Here is a 16,627-nt window from a genome sequence, read left to right on the forward strand (position 1 = left end):
GCAACCCCAAAGGAGCTTTTTAAAAAATTAGCAATGTTCTGGCAATTCCTATTAGATTAGGATCAAATAATAACACTAAAAACGCCAACTTATATTTTGTTTATTAAAAATAGTAATCATCTAGAAAATATTTCTGAATAAATACTTCCCATCGCATCATATTCAGCATCAGTAATCTCTTCAAATTGTTTTTTTCTTCGATTAGGGAAAATCCCTTTATTTTGATGAAGGTACATAATAACATCACTTAATCGCTTATCGGGCATATCTATCAATTGTTGGAGATCCTTTTTTAATTCGTCATAGCGTTCCAGAAAAAAAAGTTCTTCCAATAAGTCTTCTTGTATAGTCGAGAATATGGTTTTAGCAAGGTATTCACTTTGCATGGTCAGGTCAGGATATCTAAAATAAGAGCTAACAGCGTCAGTATTGTCAATCCTCAAATCACCACTTGCCGATTTACTATAGCGAACTCGTTGCATCAATGGTTTAGAATAATCTTCAAGTACAGTATCATACGCAACCATATTTTGTAGCATGTGAGCCGAAACTGGTATAATAAGACTCTGCGCTGCTAAACCATCTCGAGTCAGCATATCGTGAATCAAAAAGCGGTGGATACGTCCATTTCCATCTAAAAAGGGATGTATAAAAACAAAGCCAAACGCAACTATTGCAGCACGTACAACTTCTGAAATGCCCATTGTTTTTTCTTCTGTGGCAGTAAGTCCTGTCATCATAGAACCAATCATAGCGGGTGGTGGACATACATAATGATAAATTTCTTCACCTCGATAATTCGTCTGCCCGATATAATTTTGGAAAGTACGAAAACCAGGTTGAGCATAGCGTGGATCAACAATAGCATTTTGCAAAACAGTTAAACTCTGTTCAGCCATTAACTCCGAAAAAGGCTGTTTCCCTGCTTGATAAAGTAGTGTAATAAAACGATCAATACGGTCAGGGGAAGGTTTTTCGCTTTCAATTTCGTAAGAAGATCGGGTTTCCTTACGGTATAAATATTGGCTGGCACGTTGAAATATTTCAGGAGAATAGTTATTTTTAAGTACCTCAATTTCATTCCTAATGTCTTTGCTAAGTAGCACTTTTAAGGCTTGCGTTTTTCGGATTATAGGGCAAAACGCCGGAACACCTAATAAATTATCGTTAACGCGCCAGCGGGCATTTTTTATAATTTTGCCAGTAAGATATCGTTTTGTGTCAAGTAAATCGGTATAATTACCACTAACTTCGTACGTAATGTTTAATTTTCTATTGGTTAACCATTCATATAAATAACCTATCCTTCTTGAATAACGTCCGCTTGGACTTTCACAAATATAATTTAGAAGTTCCAGTTCGTCAAGTTTTTGGAATACTGCCGCTAAAAAATCAAGATTTAAATCATCATATTTCAACATAAACTCAATATGACTAACTGCGGTGTCTGTTTTAGGAGCGTACTTGGGACCATAGGTTTGTTCGACACTGTTGTCGTGAGCAAATTCAATTTTATCCCTTGTACCGATATAGGATCGATGGGTTATGCGATAATTAATAAGTTCAAAATGTGCTGCCAACCAAAGGCTTCCTGCTTTTTGTGATGTCATAATATGCGGTAAAAAAGATATTCAAGCAGTAAATGTAATAAAAAAGCATAATATTTATGTAAAACAATTAACAAAAAACAGATACTTACAAACAGTGCAGTAAAAATGATATGCTAAAACCATAAAGCAGTAAAATGAATAAATTGTTGTACCAATACTGTTTTTTTTTCGTGCGGTTTAGACAAACTTTATAAGGTTCCCAGTTGCCACTCGTTGCCAACGCTCCAAAAAGTTTTTGAATGCTCAATCATGATACCAGTAAACAATAACAAGTAGTTTAGGAGCAACAAAAAGGTTGACACAAGTTATATTTACAGAATTTCTCATTATGGTTCAGCACAAAACGATACTATAGTTTATTGGTTTTTGTGCTGAAAGCCATAACAACAACTATGTAAAATAGCCGCTCCACCCAACGCGCAGCGAGTGACTCAGCGGCAACATTTTTAATAGCCTTCCGCTGGGTTATCACCCGGAGCTTTTCGAAAGCCGGCTATAAAAAACACCGCCACTTCGCCACTCCCTTAAACACAAACTGTTTTTCAGTTGATAAGCATTTACTTTAATAGTGCTAAATACTTTCACGGTATCTATTCTACAAGCGTTCCGGTTAAATCGGTTAGTATTTATATAGTTTTCAGATCTGCAAACCATAGTTATTCTATAAGTAATAAGTGAAAAATTAATAATGAAACTAAAAGCGATTGCAAATGAATAATAAAAAACGGCATTTAGTTTTCTTCAGCGGTGCTGGGATAAGTCAATAAAGCGGATTAACTACTTTAAGAGGAGAATCTGGACTATGGAAAAACCATAAGATTGAAGATATTGCATCACCGGAAGGATTTGCAAGGAACCCACAATTAGTTTTAGATTTTTACAACAGTAGAAGATCGGAGTGCTGTTTTACTTTCAGATCGTACAATTAACGATATCTTTCGTACTATACTTACAACATCTTTAATAACTAAAGGAATCAAAAGGTTATATGTGAAGAGGCATGGTCCGATCTATTATTTTGTAAAACCGCTTTCAATATCACCGTCAATTCCCATATTAAAAACAATAAAAAGCATATTATTAGACTAATTAATTTGATTAAATCAAAAAGAAATCTTTTTACTGTCAATGACGATTTCAACTAGTATTAACATTATTTGTTATCTTCTTTTTTAAACAAATTCCCAACTTCTTTGCTTATTTTTTTTATCGTCTCGATTCCTTTAGTAAGTGGTTCGGACGAAATATTTTCATACCGTTCTCTAATCAAATTACGATTAAACTGCTGCGGATAGATTACAATTTTGCTGTTAGATCGAAAATGTTTTTCAAATTTAGTAATTTCATTATTATTGTTCACGTTTCTGAACTTACTTTGGTATAAATATACTAACGCTTTTTGCGCAGGTCAAGCGGTAATATAATAAGAGCTTCCTAATATTTATTATCATGCCTTAGCTCTATTGGATTTGGTTAGCTTTTTTGATCCTTTTAAATCTATTTATACTGTAGAAGGATATCGTATTAAAAAAAGTTTTAAATAGTTTCTATGCTTTTCATTTGAATTAAAATGTTAGCAAAATCACAAGCTCAACCTTTAGTTTTATAAATTTTAGTATTTGTAAAACCTTTACAGCTCTTTACTTCTGTCTCTTTTTGATTAGTCATGCACCTTTAACCCACTGCTTTTAATTTAAATTTTATCTGTAGGCTCATCGCTGTAGACAATAAACTCTTTATGTTATAGTAAGTGATAAACGCAACAGTGAGAGCGTAAATCATACTTAAATCCTTGATAATAGGTTTTCCAATGATGTTATTGGATTGGTATTCTAGTATTTCCAGTGAATTGAGTTGTAAAGTTCATCATCCAAATTAACGCTAATCATTTTTCTCAAGTATAGTTCCTAGTACTTTGTTAGCTTGCGCGATGTGCCGTTGATTGTGATACACTACAATTCTAAAAGTATCACCGAGTTTCAATTTCAATAATTTTGAAATACTTATGGCCGTTTTAGTCTTGTTTAAATCGATGTTTCTTGATTTATTTAGAAGGTCCAGCAATTGCGTTTGATCTGAAATAAATCGTGTAATAGTTTTTTTGTCTAGTTTACTGCCAAGCGGATTTTTATCCTTGAAGGTATTCATTTTATTTAGCTTTTTTCGAGGCAACATACTTTTAGCAAAGTAATCTCCAACAATACCTGATGTGAAATTAACACTTGAAATTTTGTTTGAATTTTCGATTCTTTCACTAATTTCAGGCAGGTAAAAATTACTGTATAAATTCAAATGTTCTAGACATTCTAAAATGCTCCAACTTTTTTTTTCAGCTTTCCAGTTTAACTCTTCAATAGAAAGAGAAATCAATTCTTCGGCCTGACTTCTATTTGTTTGCGTATTTTCTATTAAGTCTTGTAGTAAATGTGCAGATTTAATTGTCATCTTTTTTTATTCAAATATCGTTAGTAACTGTTAGAAAATAATTGATTTGAATTAAGATTTTTTTATTCTTGATAAGGTTTCGGGAGTCATTCTTAAATACGACGCAATATGTTTATTTGGAATTTCTTGAAATAATTGAGGACTTCGGGCATGGACTCTTTTATATCGTTCAATAGGAGAGGAGGTTAAAATATCGCGTTCTCTTTCCATTTGCTGTAACATTAAATCGCCAAGCATTCGCTGCCAAATGATCGTATTTTCTTTGGAACTTTCAATCAGATTCATAAATGTGATTTTCTTGATAACTTTTAATTGCGTCTTTTTAATTGCCTGAATGTAAAGATCCGATGGTTCTTCTGTAATGAATGAATCCAAGGATGCAATTAGATTGTTTTTATACCCAAATCGTATTATGTTTTCATTTTGTTCATCAAGCACATAAATTTTCAAACTACCATTGCTAACAAAGTAAAGATTGGTGTCTACAGTTCCTTCTACTTTTAAATATTGATTACGTTTTAATTCTATTGTATTATCCCATAAATCCAGAAGGTTTATTTGTTGGATAAGGCTAAAGATGTCGCTCATATTTTTCACTCTTTTAGAAACAAATTTACAAATTGCTTTTGGAAGTGTTGCGATAAAGTAAATGGTTATTATTTTTCAATCCACTCTCGAAAAGAGTGCGTACTGCTTTGGCTGGTTTTAAGATATTCTTTATAACCTACTAATTTTAGCGCTAATGTGTTTTTAGTATAGCGTTCTATTTTTTCTATGTGTTGTTTGTTTATGAGCGTACTGCGGTTGATTCTGAAGAAATCTACTGGATTTAGCTGTTTTTCGATGTCTTTTAAAGTAGATTCGCTTAATAAATGCTTCTTCCCGTTTATATCAACTGCAAAAATAACACTCTCAGAGGCTTCAAAAAAAGTAATGTTTTCGGTATCTAAAAAGTAAATTCTTTGATGCGCATGTATAGTAAACCGTTTTTTATAAGAATTTTGTACGAAGTTTTGACGAATTAGTTCAGTAAGATTATTAAGTTGCTGGTTTTCATTAACACTTGAATTTCGAAAGAGGAGAAATTTATCCCAAGCTGCTTGAAAACGATCTTTCGAAAATGGTTTCAATAAATAAGCGATTCCGTTGGTTTCAAAAGCATTCATCAAAAACTGATCGTAAGCGGTGGTGAAAATAATAGGACAAGAAACGCTAACCCGATTGTAGATTTCAAAGGCGTTACCATCTAACAATTCAATATCTGAAAAAATTAAATCTATTTTAGACTCCTTAAGAAATTCAATTGCTACTTCCACGGTATCAATTTCTGCAACGATTTCTGTTGTTGTTTCTAATTCGTCTAGAAATCTTTTTAGTTTCTTTCTAGCCGGTATTTCGTCTTCTATGATGAGTATTTTTATCACGATTTTACTTTATGAATTATAGGAATATTTACCGAAAATGTGCTATCAGATTTTTGAATTTTAATCGGATTCTTTGTTAGCAATTTATATTGCTCTTTCAGGTTATTTAATGCTCTTCCTGACGTTAATTTCGCATTTCGTTTAGGTATGCAGTTGTTTGTTATAATAAGATTTTTATCAATTCTAATTTTTATAAAGACCGGATTTTTTACATGTCCTAAATTATGCTGGAATGCATTCTCAATTAACAATTGCAAAGTGAGCGGTACAATATAACCGTCACTATTTTGGTCTTCAATCTGAAGTTGATATGCTGTTCCATATTTATTTTGCATCAAGCTGAAATATTGTTTTGCAAAGATCAATTCTTTATTTATGGTAATAAAATTTATATCTGAAGCTTGTAAAACATATCTGTAAATTTCTGCAAATTCATTCAAAAAATCAGATGCCTTATTTTTATCTTCCTCAATGAGTTGGTCCAAAATATTAAGATTGTTAAAAAGAAAATGAGGATTAAGTTGTGTTTTAAGTTGGTTGATTTTACTTTCAGAAATTGCTTGGTTCGATACAATTAGTTGCTTCTGCTTTTTTATGTTCTGCTGATAGTAGTAATAGGCCATAAAAAAACTGCCATAAATGAAACCATCTAACAAATTTGAAAATGTAGAGAGGATAAACGTTTCTTGGTTGAAATTTCGTTCAATAGTATCAAATGTAAAAGCAATTATAAACCCGATAGTTAGCATTGCAATTAAATAAGCCACGAGCGAAGCACCAAATATTTTCAAAATTTCATCTATTTTCAAAATTTCTGACTTATGCCAATTTCTGATAAAGAACAGGATGACAAAAAAGAGAATACCTACTGAAATTAGTTTAGCAAATGCGGCTTCGGGCGTAAAAATATAGGCATTAAATACTCTTCTTATTGCAATTCGCGTATAAATAGACTGCAAATAGGCAAACAGTAAAATGAACAGCAAAAAGTGCCGATTGGAATATGAGATGTTTAGCAGTTTCTTCATGGTACAAAATGTAAAAATAGCATTATATCACTACAATGCTATTTTAGTGGCTTTATTATTTTGTTTTTTCTGGAAAGGAGGCAATCGTATTTCCTTTGTCATCAAAGAAGTCGAGTTTGGCGTTGTTTTCTTTATCTACATAAAACATTGCCTTGGGTTGTCCTTTATCATCAAAAAGAAACAAACCGTTATTTTGACTTCGTGTTTTTCCTAACATCACTCTCGGTACGCCATCGATTAAGCCTTGTTCTTCATATTCTTTTTGTTTAAGTTGCATAGCTTTTGGGTCTTTTTTGCCAAGCTCTTTCAATTCTTTCATTATTGCCGTCGTTTTGATTTGAGATTCTTTACTCGGACGGTCATTAAATGCTAGCGTACTGCTTACAAATCTTTTATCTCCTTGTTGATGGTCCTGCGTCATCAATTGCATTACTTGGTCGCCGTCATACTGGTCATAAGTTAATGATAATCCGGAGCTATGACCTTTTGCATTCTTTTCGCCGTCATAAATAAAGCCACCACATTCTATTCCATCCTCATTGAAAAACAGCATTCCTGAACGCTTTTTCCTGTCTTCATTCGTTGGTCTATTATTGATTTTATCATTGCCGTTTGGAAACTTTTCGACATTTGTAATAACCATTTTTACAGTTCCGTCTTTTTCTACGACATTGATTCGTTCCACATCAATTTCACCGAATTTTTTATTTCCATTTTGTTTGAATGCGGAAGTGGTTATATAGATCATTCCGACTACGGTTGCTACTGCAAATGCTCTTAAAAAAACTAGTTCTCTGTTCATTGTATTTAATTTTTAAGTTTTTGATGATACAAATCTATTTGAAATACGTTTTTGATTCAACAACAAAACAATGAGCGAGGGAAAAAAACTGATGAGTTAAGGAATTTGGTTATTGAGTGGGAGTAGAGCAGCTGGAATCGTCTTAGCGTTTGGCAAGATGCGAACTTCGAAGCGGCATATTTTTCTGTCTAAAAGAAAAGATGCATGTTCTGTGAGAATTACCACCACGGTTTTCGGGTTGCCAATGTAGCGGATAAAGAAGATGAAATTTTCAATAATAAGTACATTTTATGAGAAACGAAAATCTTTGATTCTATTTTTCTCTTAGTATTGTAAATGCTCTGTCTTCTTTTGTAAATCCTATTTTGGGATAATATTCCATTGCAGTTGGCACTGAAAGCAATAGAACCATAGTTTCGTCACCCACTTTTTCCTTAGTTAAACGGACCAAATTTTTTCCAATTCCAAATTTTTGATAGTCTGTGTGAATGGCTAAGTCTGCAAGATAACAACTCCAAGCCCAATCTGTAATAGAACGAGAAATTCCAACTAATTTTTCATTGTGCCACGCGGTAACAATTAGGTTTGAATTATCATACATTTTTTGAATCCTTGCTTTATCAGCTATAGGACGAGGCAATTGTGTATTGTGGTAAAGTTCAATTACTTGTTCTGCAGTTGGAATGACGTGAAAATTGTAAGTTATCTCCATAATTATTTAAATTATTATCTCCCGTATTCCGATAGCGTATATTCTGAAAATGCCCAGTTAATACCATGCAAATTTCAAACAAATCGAAATCCGTAAATACGGGTTCTTTAGACTTTTATAGAAATATATTTAAAAAATGAAATACGATTTATTTTTTAATATAAATTATTTACGAATATAATTAATATTATAAAGCAAAATAATTCTACTACTCTTTTTTATTCGTTCGATTGCGCATCTTATAATTTCATTCTTTATGTTCATAAAGTTTACGTCATAAAATAAAAATATCTAATGTAGAACTAAGCAGTATGATTTTTTTTGACCACTTTTTCAACAAAATGTTGAAGCGCTTTTTTGGAGGTCAAAAAGCGCTCTGATTTTCAATATGGTAAAGGATATTTCCCAATTATGTTTGTTCCATTTCTAAGTCATGCTACTTTTTGCGACCAGTGAAATGCTCCATTGTTTTGTAAATTCCAAGAACATCTCCTGCAAACCAATCAAAAACATTAATGGACATAATTGCTTGACCTAAACGAGTAAATCTGTAAATATATCCTGGCATAGTCAGCATTTTTTTGTTGTTCTCTACAGCTTTAACAATTGTAAGTGCTGCTGCTTCAGGTTCAAGAATTGCAATCTTCGATTTTACACCATCAAACATTCCAGTATTGATATAGTACGGCATAATCGTCGTGACATTTACTTTTTTATCCAGCTGTTTCATCTCCAAACGTAAACTATCAGACCAACCGATGAGCGACCATTTACTGGCGGCGTACACAGACATTTTAGGATTTGAAACGAGTCCGCCTGAGGAAGCAATGTTGCAAATATGCCCTGAATTTTGCGCTAACATATCATTAAGAAATACCTTCGTTATAAACATGGGCGCATTTGCATTAATTTCCATTGTTTTCGAAATATCTGATATCGAATGTTCGCTGAAAAATTTACCAACTATTATTCCTGCGTTATTTATCAATACGTCAACAACGCCTATTTCCTGCTTCACTTTTTTTGCCATTTCTTGTATTTGATCAACATTAGATACATCGATATTGAAACCAGAAACGCTTCCTATGTGCGAAAATTCAGCTACTGTTTCGTCAATTTTTTCTTGATTAATATCCCAGATAATAACTTTGGCTTTCCGTTCTAACATCAATCGAACCATTATCTTACCAATACCCGATGCTCCGCCAGTGATTAAGACTGTCTTATTTTCTAAATTTTTCATCTTGTTATAATTTGATGCTTTACTAGTACAAAGTTAAGGGAGTAATTGCCTTAGGGCGATAACATATGTTATCAGTTTACAATTTTATTTGGAATTTTTTAATCTGCTGAGATGTACGGAGCTGATATTTAGATATGAAGCAATATAATGTTGTGGAACACGCTGCAATATATTTGGAAATTTTTTAGTTAGATTATTATAGCGTTCAAGCGGGCTTTGGGTGTACATAGCTTGAATTTTATCATTGAAAATAAAAAAATATTCTTCGGTAAGTAATCTGCCAAGTCTTTCTCCGTTTCTAAGGGTTTTATAACCATCGTGAAGCATTTCGTACGACATTAAAATGACAGTTGTTTCTTCCAATGCTTGAATAGAGTAGTTCGATGGTATTTTCTTTAAAAAACTTTCATAATCAGCCGAAAAAGTATTTTCAAATGAGAAATGGAAGGTCTTTTCCTCTCGCTCATCATCAACAAAATATACTCTAAGCAATCCATCAACGACAAAAAACACATCCTGACAAATTTCTCCTTGGGTAAGGATTATTTCCTTTTTCTCAATTTTCTTTACACACAATTTAGCAGCATAAGAAATCCATTCTTCATCGCTAATTTCGATATAATGCGAAATCAATTTCTTTATATTTTGAAGCTTATTTTCCATTATTAATTTATGCAATGCTTTCTATGGTGGCTGACATTTTGAGAATTAGGAGTGTTATTTTCTTATGAAAACTAGATGTAATGTGTTTATCGTAAAAGTAATTGATTATGGTGATTTCAGCAAATGAAATACTAGTTACAAAAAAATGTTTTAAAGTGTTTTTCTAAGGAATGAAATTCTGCCAATATTGTTTAAATCCTTTATCACGTTCAAATTGTCTCGTTCATTGTCTGTGATTTTAAAAACGCATAGAAGGAGCTAATTATTTTTTCATATTGTCTCTCGGGTAATTCACTTAATTTATTAAAAAGCAATTTTGGTTGAAAATTGAATAAGTATCAAAATAGGTGTATAAGTTTGTTGTTTAAAATACCGATAATCGCTCTTTGATAATCGTCAGAACTATAATTGGATTTACTAAAAATGCAATTTTATAGAGTTTCAAAAATCTCTGTAAAATTGAATTAAGAATTTTTCACTAGTACTAGTAATCCCGCGTCAGATTCTGTTTTGTTCTGTGCTATTAAATTTATTTTCCTTTCAACTGTATGTATTTAAATATCATATACTGCATGCAATATAATTCGTTTTGCTTTTTAGCGTCAAATTTAAATTCTTCACCATTTAGATCGCTTTATTTATTTCAATTTAGGGAATTTCTACCGAAATTAGGTTTTTACTTTCGCGGTTAAATATCAAATTCATACTTGCTGCTATTTTTTCAAAAACCAAAGCTTCGCGAATGATGATCAATTTTCCAAAATTATTGGAATCTTCAAATTGAAAACCTTGAAATTGTGTTTGTTCTATTTTTCCATATTTACTTTGTAATGAAGTAAATAAATCTGAAATAGCTCTCTCGTCTACTTTTATTGAATCCTGAAATTGTCCAGCCAATTTTTCATAATTATTGGTTTTGATATATTCAATAATTTCGTTGATTCTAGGTTGTAACTTTTCAATTTCATTTATTTCTTGATCTGAATATTTAAAACTTTGAGACTCACCGTTTGATAAGTTTATTTTTACTCTAATTTCCTGATAATTTGATTTTTCATTTTTCAAATTTGAGTAAAATAAGTATGCAATATTTGCTGCATTTGAATTTAATTTATCTGCACTTTGATTCAGTAATTTACTATTACTAATTTCTATTTCATAAAATTGTTTATCAGTTCCATTGCTTTTTTCAAATCCTTTTGATTTTAAACATTCTCCATCGTAGTAGTTTAAAACGGCCTGAACCGAATTTATTTCATTTTCTGTTTCGGTTAATTTATTACATGAACAAAGAGTAATTAGAAATAAAACGGATAAAAATTTTCTCATTTTTTTGCTTTTTTTGGTTGCCATTTTCGATTGAGTTCTGCTTTAAACTTTATGTCAACTTTGTCTTGACGCTTGGCTAGAATAGTTACTTTTAAGCAGTAAATTTTCTGCCGAAACGAAGATATGAATAAAAACGATTTTTCCACTAAAATGGCAGTGTCATCATCTGGATTTTATTTGCTAAGATTCTTTACTGCACTATAAAATGTTAATTCTTTATTATCTGTAATTATTAAACTGGTGTAGTAATATTTTAATCTATTTATTAGGAAGTGGATTGGACAATCATTAATTAAATTTGTCAAAAGTGCAATATCTGCCTTAAAGCAGTATGTATTTCAAAATTTGAGTCATCATTCATAAAAGTGACCTGTTCTAACTCTTCTATTTTTTCAAAAAGTCTGATATCATAAGTGTACAACGTTCTTTTTAAATTTAAATAGTTTTTGATTTTAACGTTAAATATGTACTAACTTCTTCCAACCACTGGAAGTGAAACATTTTGAAAATAAAAATCATTAATTTTATTATAAAACAATTAGCCCTCCTTATTATTACATTTTCAAAATTATTAGTTGGAGGTGTTATTTTATATATTCACCGCTTTCATATAGTAATGTTTCTAATAATTTCCCATCAATATCGTATATTTTCATCGTCCCATTTCCGTTCCTTAATGTTCCTTTGTCCACTTCATTTCCTTTACCGTCGTAACAACTAATGATTTTTACAAGTTTACCATCATTCCATTGTCGCTCAGTTTGAATCTACCCATTATTATAATACCATTTCCATAGTCCAAATCTTTTACCATTAATTAAATTTCCAATTCCTTGTCGGTTTCCGTTTGGGTGAAAAAACTTCCATTCACCGGTTTGATTTCCATTATTAAATTTTCCAATTTGTCTTATTTTTCCATTGTTGTGAAATGTTTTCCATTCACCGGTTTCTTTTCCATTTGAGTAGGATCCTATTTGATACATATTTCCATTTTCCACTCTTTTCATTAGAAGTTATTTTCCCTTTGGCTTTTAAACTTCCACTTTCATAAACTTCCTTTTGCGTATTGCAGGAAGACAATGTAAAAAGTGCAAACAATATAAATAATGCTCTAATCATAAATTTAATTTTATTCTCGTTTATTAGAATGATTTCCAATTTATGGATGCTTGTGACTGTTGTTTTCTTATGAAAACTACATTTAAAAAATATCCGACTGCAACAATTCCGAAACTATTAACTCCAACAAAAAATATAAAAGTAAAATTTTTTAAACTTCACAGGTTTTAGTTTTTTGAAATTTTTCTAAAAAATTACACACTAAAAAAATGCAAATCCGTTTGTTTTTGCAGCATAAAATAAGGACGAATATAATTAAAATCTATACAGTAAAACAAATCTAATATTGTTTCTTATTATTTCAAAACCGTGGAAGACTGTATAACTTTTGCAAAAAGCTGTCGGGTTTATTTTATATAGAATTGAGGAGTCTGGAAACTTCGTAGAAAAAACTTACATTTGAATTGAAGTTTCCAGACTCCGGAAAAATTATTGCAACTTGGGTTATTTGTAGTTTTTAAAGTAATTGGAAACTAGTAATTAAGATTCACTCCCAAACCAAATCCCATGTCGCTATCATAATGCGTGGTTATTCCCATATTTTTCCCAACAATATATTTTAAACCTGCCATATATTCTTTATCTGTATTTACCATAAAAGCCATTCGCAAACGCTTTGAAACTGGAATATCTTCTCGCATTAATTGAAATCTTACATTTCCATCATGATAAACCTCAGCTTGTGCAATTACTAATAATGGTAAAGTATAATTAAATCCTAAACTCACTTGTATGCGTTTGTCCTTAGTATTTTTTTGTCCGAAAATATTTTTCTCTACTTCGAATGCATCTAACTTTCTATAACGAGCATCAAGACCAATAAACGGCATAAACCATTGATTTCTTCCGATATATCTTCCAATATGAGTTTCAGATTCGTAACCATGTTCGTCGTGATACCCTAAACGCCATTCCGTAGCAAAACTCCAACGTGCATTTTGAATCATCGCTTGTCCATCATTACCATTGGTCGCAAAATCGTTTTCTGCCATAAAATGAACTTCATTACTTTCTGCTTGTAGCTTCTTATAAGATTTTTCCTTATTTGGTAAATACGGATTTGGTTCCGAATTTTCATAGCTAAATACACGATTCATTCCAGACATCATGTGATATAGAATATGACAATGGAAAAACCAATCGCCATCAGCATTCGCTTCAAATTCAATTACGTCTGTTTCCATCGGCATAATGTCTAAAACATTTTTGAGCGGTGAGTAATCTCCTTCGCCATTTAATACTCTAAAATCGTGACCGTGCAAATGCATTGGGTGACGCATCATTGAGTTGTTGTACAATGTAATACGAACAATTTCTCCTTTTTTGATTAAAATTTTATCACTTTCTGAAAGAACTTTATTATCCATGCTCCAAACATAACGGTTCATATTTCCGGTTAGTTCAAATCGCATTTCTCTAATGGGTGCTTCTTTTGGAAGTGTTGTTTTAGTTGGCGATTTTAGCATTCCATAATTTAAAGATACTATATCAGAAGCCATCGAATGCATTGAATGATCCATTTCGGCATCCATCTTCATTGGTTTTTTTTCAGAACTTCCGCTTATTTCTGGATACATTACAGTATTCATATCCATTTTTTGGAGACTCATATCCATACCCATATCACTCATAGTTCCATCCATATTCATCATATCATTCATCATCTTCATTCCTTCAAAATACTTTAATTTTGGTAATGGACTTTCTAATTGTTTGATTCCTTTTCCGATATAAATAGATGTTGAACTCGTTCGATCTTCTGGAGTAACTAAAAATTCATATGAAGTATTTTCAGCCGGAATAGTGACAACAACATCATACGTTTCGGAAACACCTACAATTAATCGATCCACTTCAACAGGTTCTACATCATTACCATCATTGGCAACAACTGTAATTTTTCCACCTGCATAAGTCAACCAAAAATAGGAAGAAGCGCCGCCATTTGAAATACGAAGTCGCACTTTATCGCCCGATTTGAATTGGGAAAGTTGACTTTCATTTTGTCCGTTGATTAAAAACTTGTCATAATGGACATCACTCACATCCATAGCCAACATTCGTTTCCATTCGTTGATTAATTTGGTTTTGAAATGGCCTTCTTTTATCGCTTCGGCATAACTTTGAGTAGTTCCTTTTTTAATAGCAAACCAATCGGAAGCATTGTGCAACATCCGATGTACATTATTAGGATTATAGTCGGTCCATTCACTTAGAATTAGTGGAATTTCGGGCAAATCATCGATACCTTTTCTAAAAGAGGGATCATTATCCTTTTTCTTCAAAATTAAAGAACCGTACATTCCAATTTGTTCCTGCATTCCACTATGACTGTGATACCAATGCGTTCCCGATTGAATAATGGGAAAATTATAAACAAATTCCGCACCCGGTTCTATGGGCATTTGTGTTAAATGAGGCACTCCATCTTCTTTATTTGGAACATATAATCCGTGCCAATGCAAAGAAGTAGATTCCTTCAGGTGATTATAAACGTGAATTTCAGCAATATCACCTTCCGTAAAAGTTAAAGTTGGCATCGGAATTTGACCGTTAACTGCAATGGCTCTTTTTTCTTTTCCCGAAAAATTAACTAAAGTGTCCCGCACGTGTAAATCATAGCGGACCACTTTTTGAGCATAGGTAATTGATGTTAGAAGTACTGCCAGAAATAATATCGCTTTCTTTTTCATTTTTTTTCATTTTTTAAATTTCGTAATTTGCAATGCGCTACATACATTGCGCATAGATTTAGAAACTTTACTTACTTTTAACCGCTTATTAATCAAAGCAATCCTTTTATGTTGAACAAAAATAGTAGTTCGATTTATTTATTTTTAATCGACCCAATTTAGTAAAAACAGGCAAGTGAGTTGTTATATAATATTTAGCGAACGTTACAATTTTTTCATTTATTATTTATGTCTTCTCTTAACTAAAACTTCTATTTCTTCAAATCGAAAAAAGTATAATACAGATTAAAATAAACTCCATTAGGTGCGGAACGCGTCATAGAACTCATCAATTCGTGGCGATAACCTAAATCTAATCGAGCTTGACTGTTAAAAATAAACTGAATAACAGGAGCAACGTCTAAATACGATCTACCGTTTTCGTTAATTGTTTGCCCTACGAATTCAAGCATTAAATTGATATTTGTTTGCTTGAAACTCGTGTATGTTTTTGGATACATTAATTGGCCAAATGATAACGTATAATTTGTTGCATTATCTCCTAAATTATCAGGAAATGCGTAATTGCGTTTGTTATCAAAAGCTTTTTCAAAACTTACTGTCGAACTAACTGCCAATTTCTTAATTAATGTTGTGGCTACAATTCCAGTTTCAAAACCCGAATTATTTCCCATAATTTCAATTTCTTCTTGCTGAATTTCGGAATTATTAAAACTATATCTTCCGAAAACAGCCATTCGGAAATGACTGTTTAAATCGTCGGAAGAGTAAAATCGGTATTTTGAATATAAACTAGCTCCTTCTGTTACAAAATCTTTATCGCGGTTGCTTAAAAAAGCTAAAGCTCTAAACATTAAATTTCTGTTCAATCCATAAGTTACTTCTGGCATAAGTTGATAACTGTTGCCAGTCTTGAACTTTTCCTTAAATAGCGATTGCAATACATTAACGCTTAATGAGTTTGCCGGAACATTACTTGCTGGATCAGTGAGCAAAAACAATTCCTGACTAATCCCTTTATTAAAAAGAAATAGTACAATTATTACTATGACCTTTCTCATTAGTTGATGACTTTAATATGAAAATCAGCTTCATTATTACTTGCGTATGTTGGACTGTTTTTATAAGTTTTTGCTAATTTTTTAAATTCTTTATCTACTACATAGCCTTTATCTAAAACTTGAATTTTAACTTCAGCTGGAATGTTTGTAGATTCCTTTACCATTATGTACGGACTTTTTGCAACCGTTGCTGCGTCCATGGTTAAAATCAAAGAACCAATAAAAAATCCCGCTTTTTCAACTCTTTCTTTAAACACAAATGGAGTTAAAGAATTTCCTTCTTTTAGCGTTACGGTAAAAGTATTTGTATTCAAATCCGTTTCAACATTCGCTACTTCTGCAAGCGATTTTAATTGCTTATTAATTGCATTGGAACACATGGAACAAGTTAATCCTGTAGCTCTTATTTCGGCTTTTGAAATTTGAGCATTTCCAATTGTTGTGAATAGTATTGTTAGAACTGCAACTAATATGTGGGTTTTATTTAAATATTTCATT

Annotated in this window: 14 protein-coding genes and 1 pseudogene; 1 reads left to right on the top strand and 14 read right to left on the bottom strand. The window is 31.9% G+C overall.

Features of this window, described 5'->3' with window-relative positions:
- Window positions 1-116: 116 nt before the first annotated feature.
- Entirely contained in the window at window positions 117-1,610 is a 1,494-nt protein-coding gene (locus ACFSX9_RS02215) for a Fic family protein (protein WP_379803839.1), read from the bottom strand.
- Window positions 1,611-2,320: 710 nt separating this feature from the next.
- Here ACFSX9_RS02215 and ACFSX9_RS02220 point away from each other — a divergent pair.
- Window positions 2,321-2,509: pseudogene (locus ACFSX9_RS02220) on the top strand (Sir2 family NAD-dependent protein deacetylase); the annotation flags it as partial.
- A 982-nt stretch (window positions 2,510-3,491) separates the two neighbouring features.
- Here the strand turns inward: ACFSX9_RS02220 and ACFSX9_RS02225 are convergent.
- The 13 genes from ACFSX9_RS02225 to ACFSX9_RS02285 form a co-directional block, all read right to left on the bottom strand.
- Window positions 3,492-4,055, bottom strand: coding sequence for a DinB family protein (locus tag ACFSX9_RS02225; protein ID WP_379803842.1), 564 nt, complete (start codon window positions 4,053-4,055; stop codon window positions 3,492-3,494).
- 51 nt (window positions 4,056-4,106) lie between these two features.
- Complete coding sequence (locus tag ACFSX9_RS02230) at window positions 4,107-4,643, bottom strand: Crp/Fnr family transcriptional regulator (RefSeq protein WP_379803844.1); 537 nt, start codon at window positions 4,641-4,643, stop codon at window positions 4,107-4,109.
- A gap of 68 nt (window positions 4,644-4,711) precedes the next feature.
- The gene (locus tag ACFSX9_RS02235) at window positions 4,712-5,479 is read right to left on the bottom strand and encodes a LytR/AlgR family response regulator transcription factor (protein ID WP_379803847.1); all 768 of its coding nucleotides are present in this window, start codon (window positions 5,477-5,479) and stop codon (window positions 4,712-4,714) included.
- On the bottom strand, window positions 5,476-6,507 hold the full coding sequence (locus ACFSX9_RS02240) for a sensor histidine kinase (protein ID WP_379803849.1): 1,032 nt from the start codon (window positions 6,505-6,507) through the stop codon (window positions 5,476-5,478). Before ACFSX9_RS02240 ends, ACFSX9_RS02235 begins: the two co-directional genes overlap by 4 nt.
- A 55-nt stretch (window positions 6,508-6,562) precedes the next feature.
- Window positions 6,563-7,309, bottom strand: a complete 747-nt coding sequence (locus ACFSX9_RS02245; protein WP_379803852.1) for a hypothetical protein — start codon at window positions 7,307-7,309, stop codon at window positions 6,563-6,565.
- Between the two features lie 313 nt (window positions 7,310-7,622).
- A complete protein-coding gene (locus tag ACFSX9_RS02250) occupies window positions 7,623-8,021 on the bottom strand; it encodes a GNAT family N-acetyltransferase (protein ID WP_379803855.1) in 399 nt (132 codons plus the stop codon).
- 436 nt (window positions 8,022-8,457) lie between these two features.
- Window positions 8,458-9,264 (bottom strand): SDR family oxidoreductase, encoded by an 807-nt coding sequence (locus tag ACFSX9_RS02255; RefSeq protein WP_379803857.1) that lies wholly within the window; start codon window positions 9,262-9,264, stop codon window positions 8,458-8,460.
- Between the two features lie 84 nt (window positions 9,265-9,348).
- Complete coding sequence (locus ACFSX9_RS02260) at window positions 9,349-9,927, bottom strand: Crp/Fnr family transcriptional regulator (RefSeq protein ID WP_379803859.1); 579 nt, start codon at window positions 9,925-9,927, stop codon at window positions 9,349-9,351.
- Between the two features lie 648 nt (window positions 9,928-10,575).
- Window positions 10,576-11,256, bottom strand: a complete 681-nt coding sequence (locus ACFSX9_RS02265) for a hypothetical protein (RefSeq protein ID WP_379803862.1) — start codon at window positions 11,254-11,256, stop codon at window positions 10,576-10,578.
- A 767-nt stretch (window positions 11,257-12,023) separates the two neighbouring features.
- Entirely contained in the window at window positions 12,024-12,263 is a 240-nt protein-coding gene (locus ACFSX9_RS02270) for a toxin-antitoxin system YwqK family antitoxin (protein WP_379803865.1), read from the bottom strand.
- Between the two features lie 585 nt (window positions 12,264-12,848).
- Window positions 12,849-15,068, bottom strand: coding sequence for a multicopper oxidase family protein (locus tag ACFSX9_RS02275; RefSeq protein WP_379803867.1), 2,220 nt, complete (start codon window positions 15,066-15,068; stop codon window positions 12,849-12,851).
- Window positions 15,069-15,319: 251 nt separating this feature from the next.
- Entirely contained in the window at window positions 15,320-16,129 is an 810-nt protein-coding gene (locus ACFSX9_RS02280; protein ID WP_379803870.1) for a hypothetical protein, read from the bottom strand.
- Window positions 16,129-16,626 (bottom strand): heavy-metal-associated domain-containing protein, encoded by a 498-nt coding sequence (locus tag ACFSX9_RS02285; protein WP_379803873.1) that lies wholly within the window; start codon window positions 16,624-16,626, stop codon window positions 16,129-16,131. Before ACFSX9_RS02285 ends, ACFSX9_RS02280 begins: the two co-directional genes overlap by 1 nt.
- Between the last annotated feature and the right edge of the window lies 1 nt (window position 16,627).

It is taken from the genome of Flavobacterium ardleyense (assembly GCF_042686085.1).
Classification (GTDB): Bacteria; Bacteroidota; Bacteroidia; order Flavobacteriales; family Flavobacteriaceae; genus Flavobacterium; species Flavobacterium ardleyense.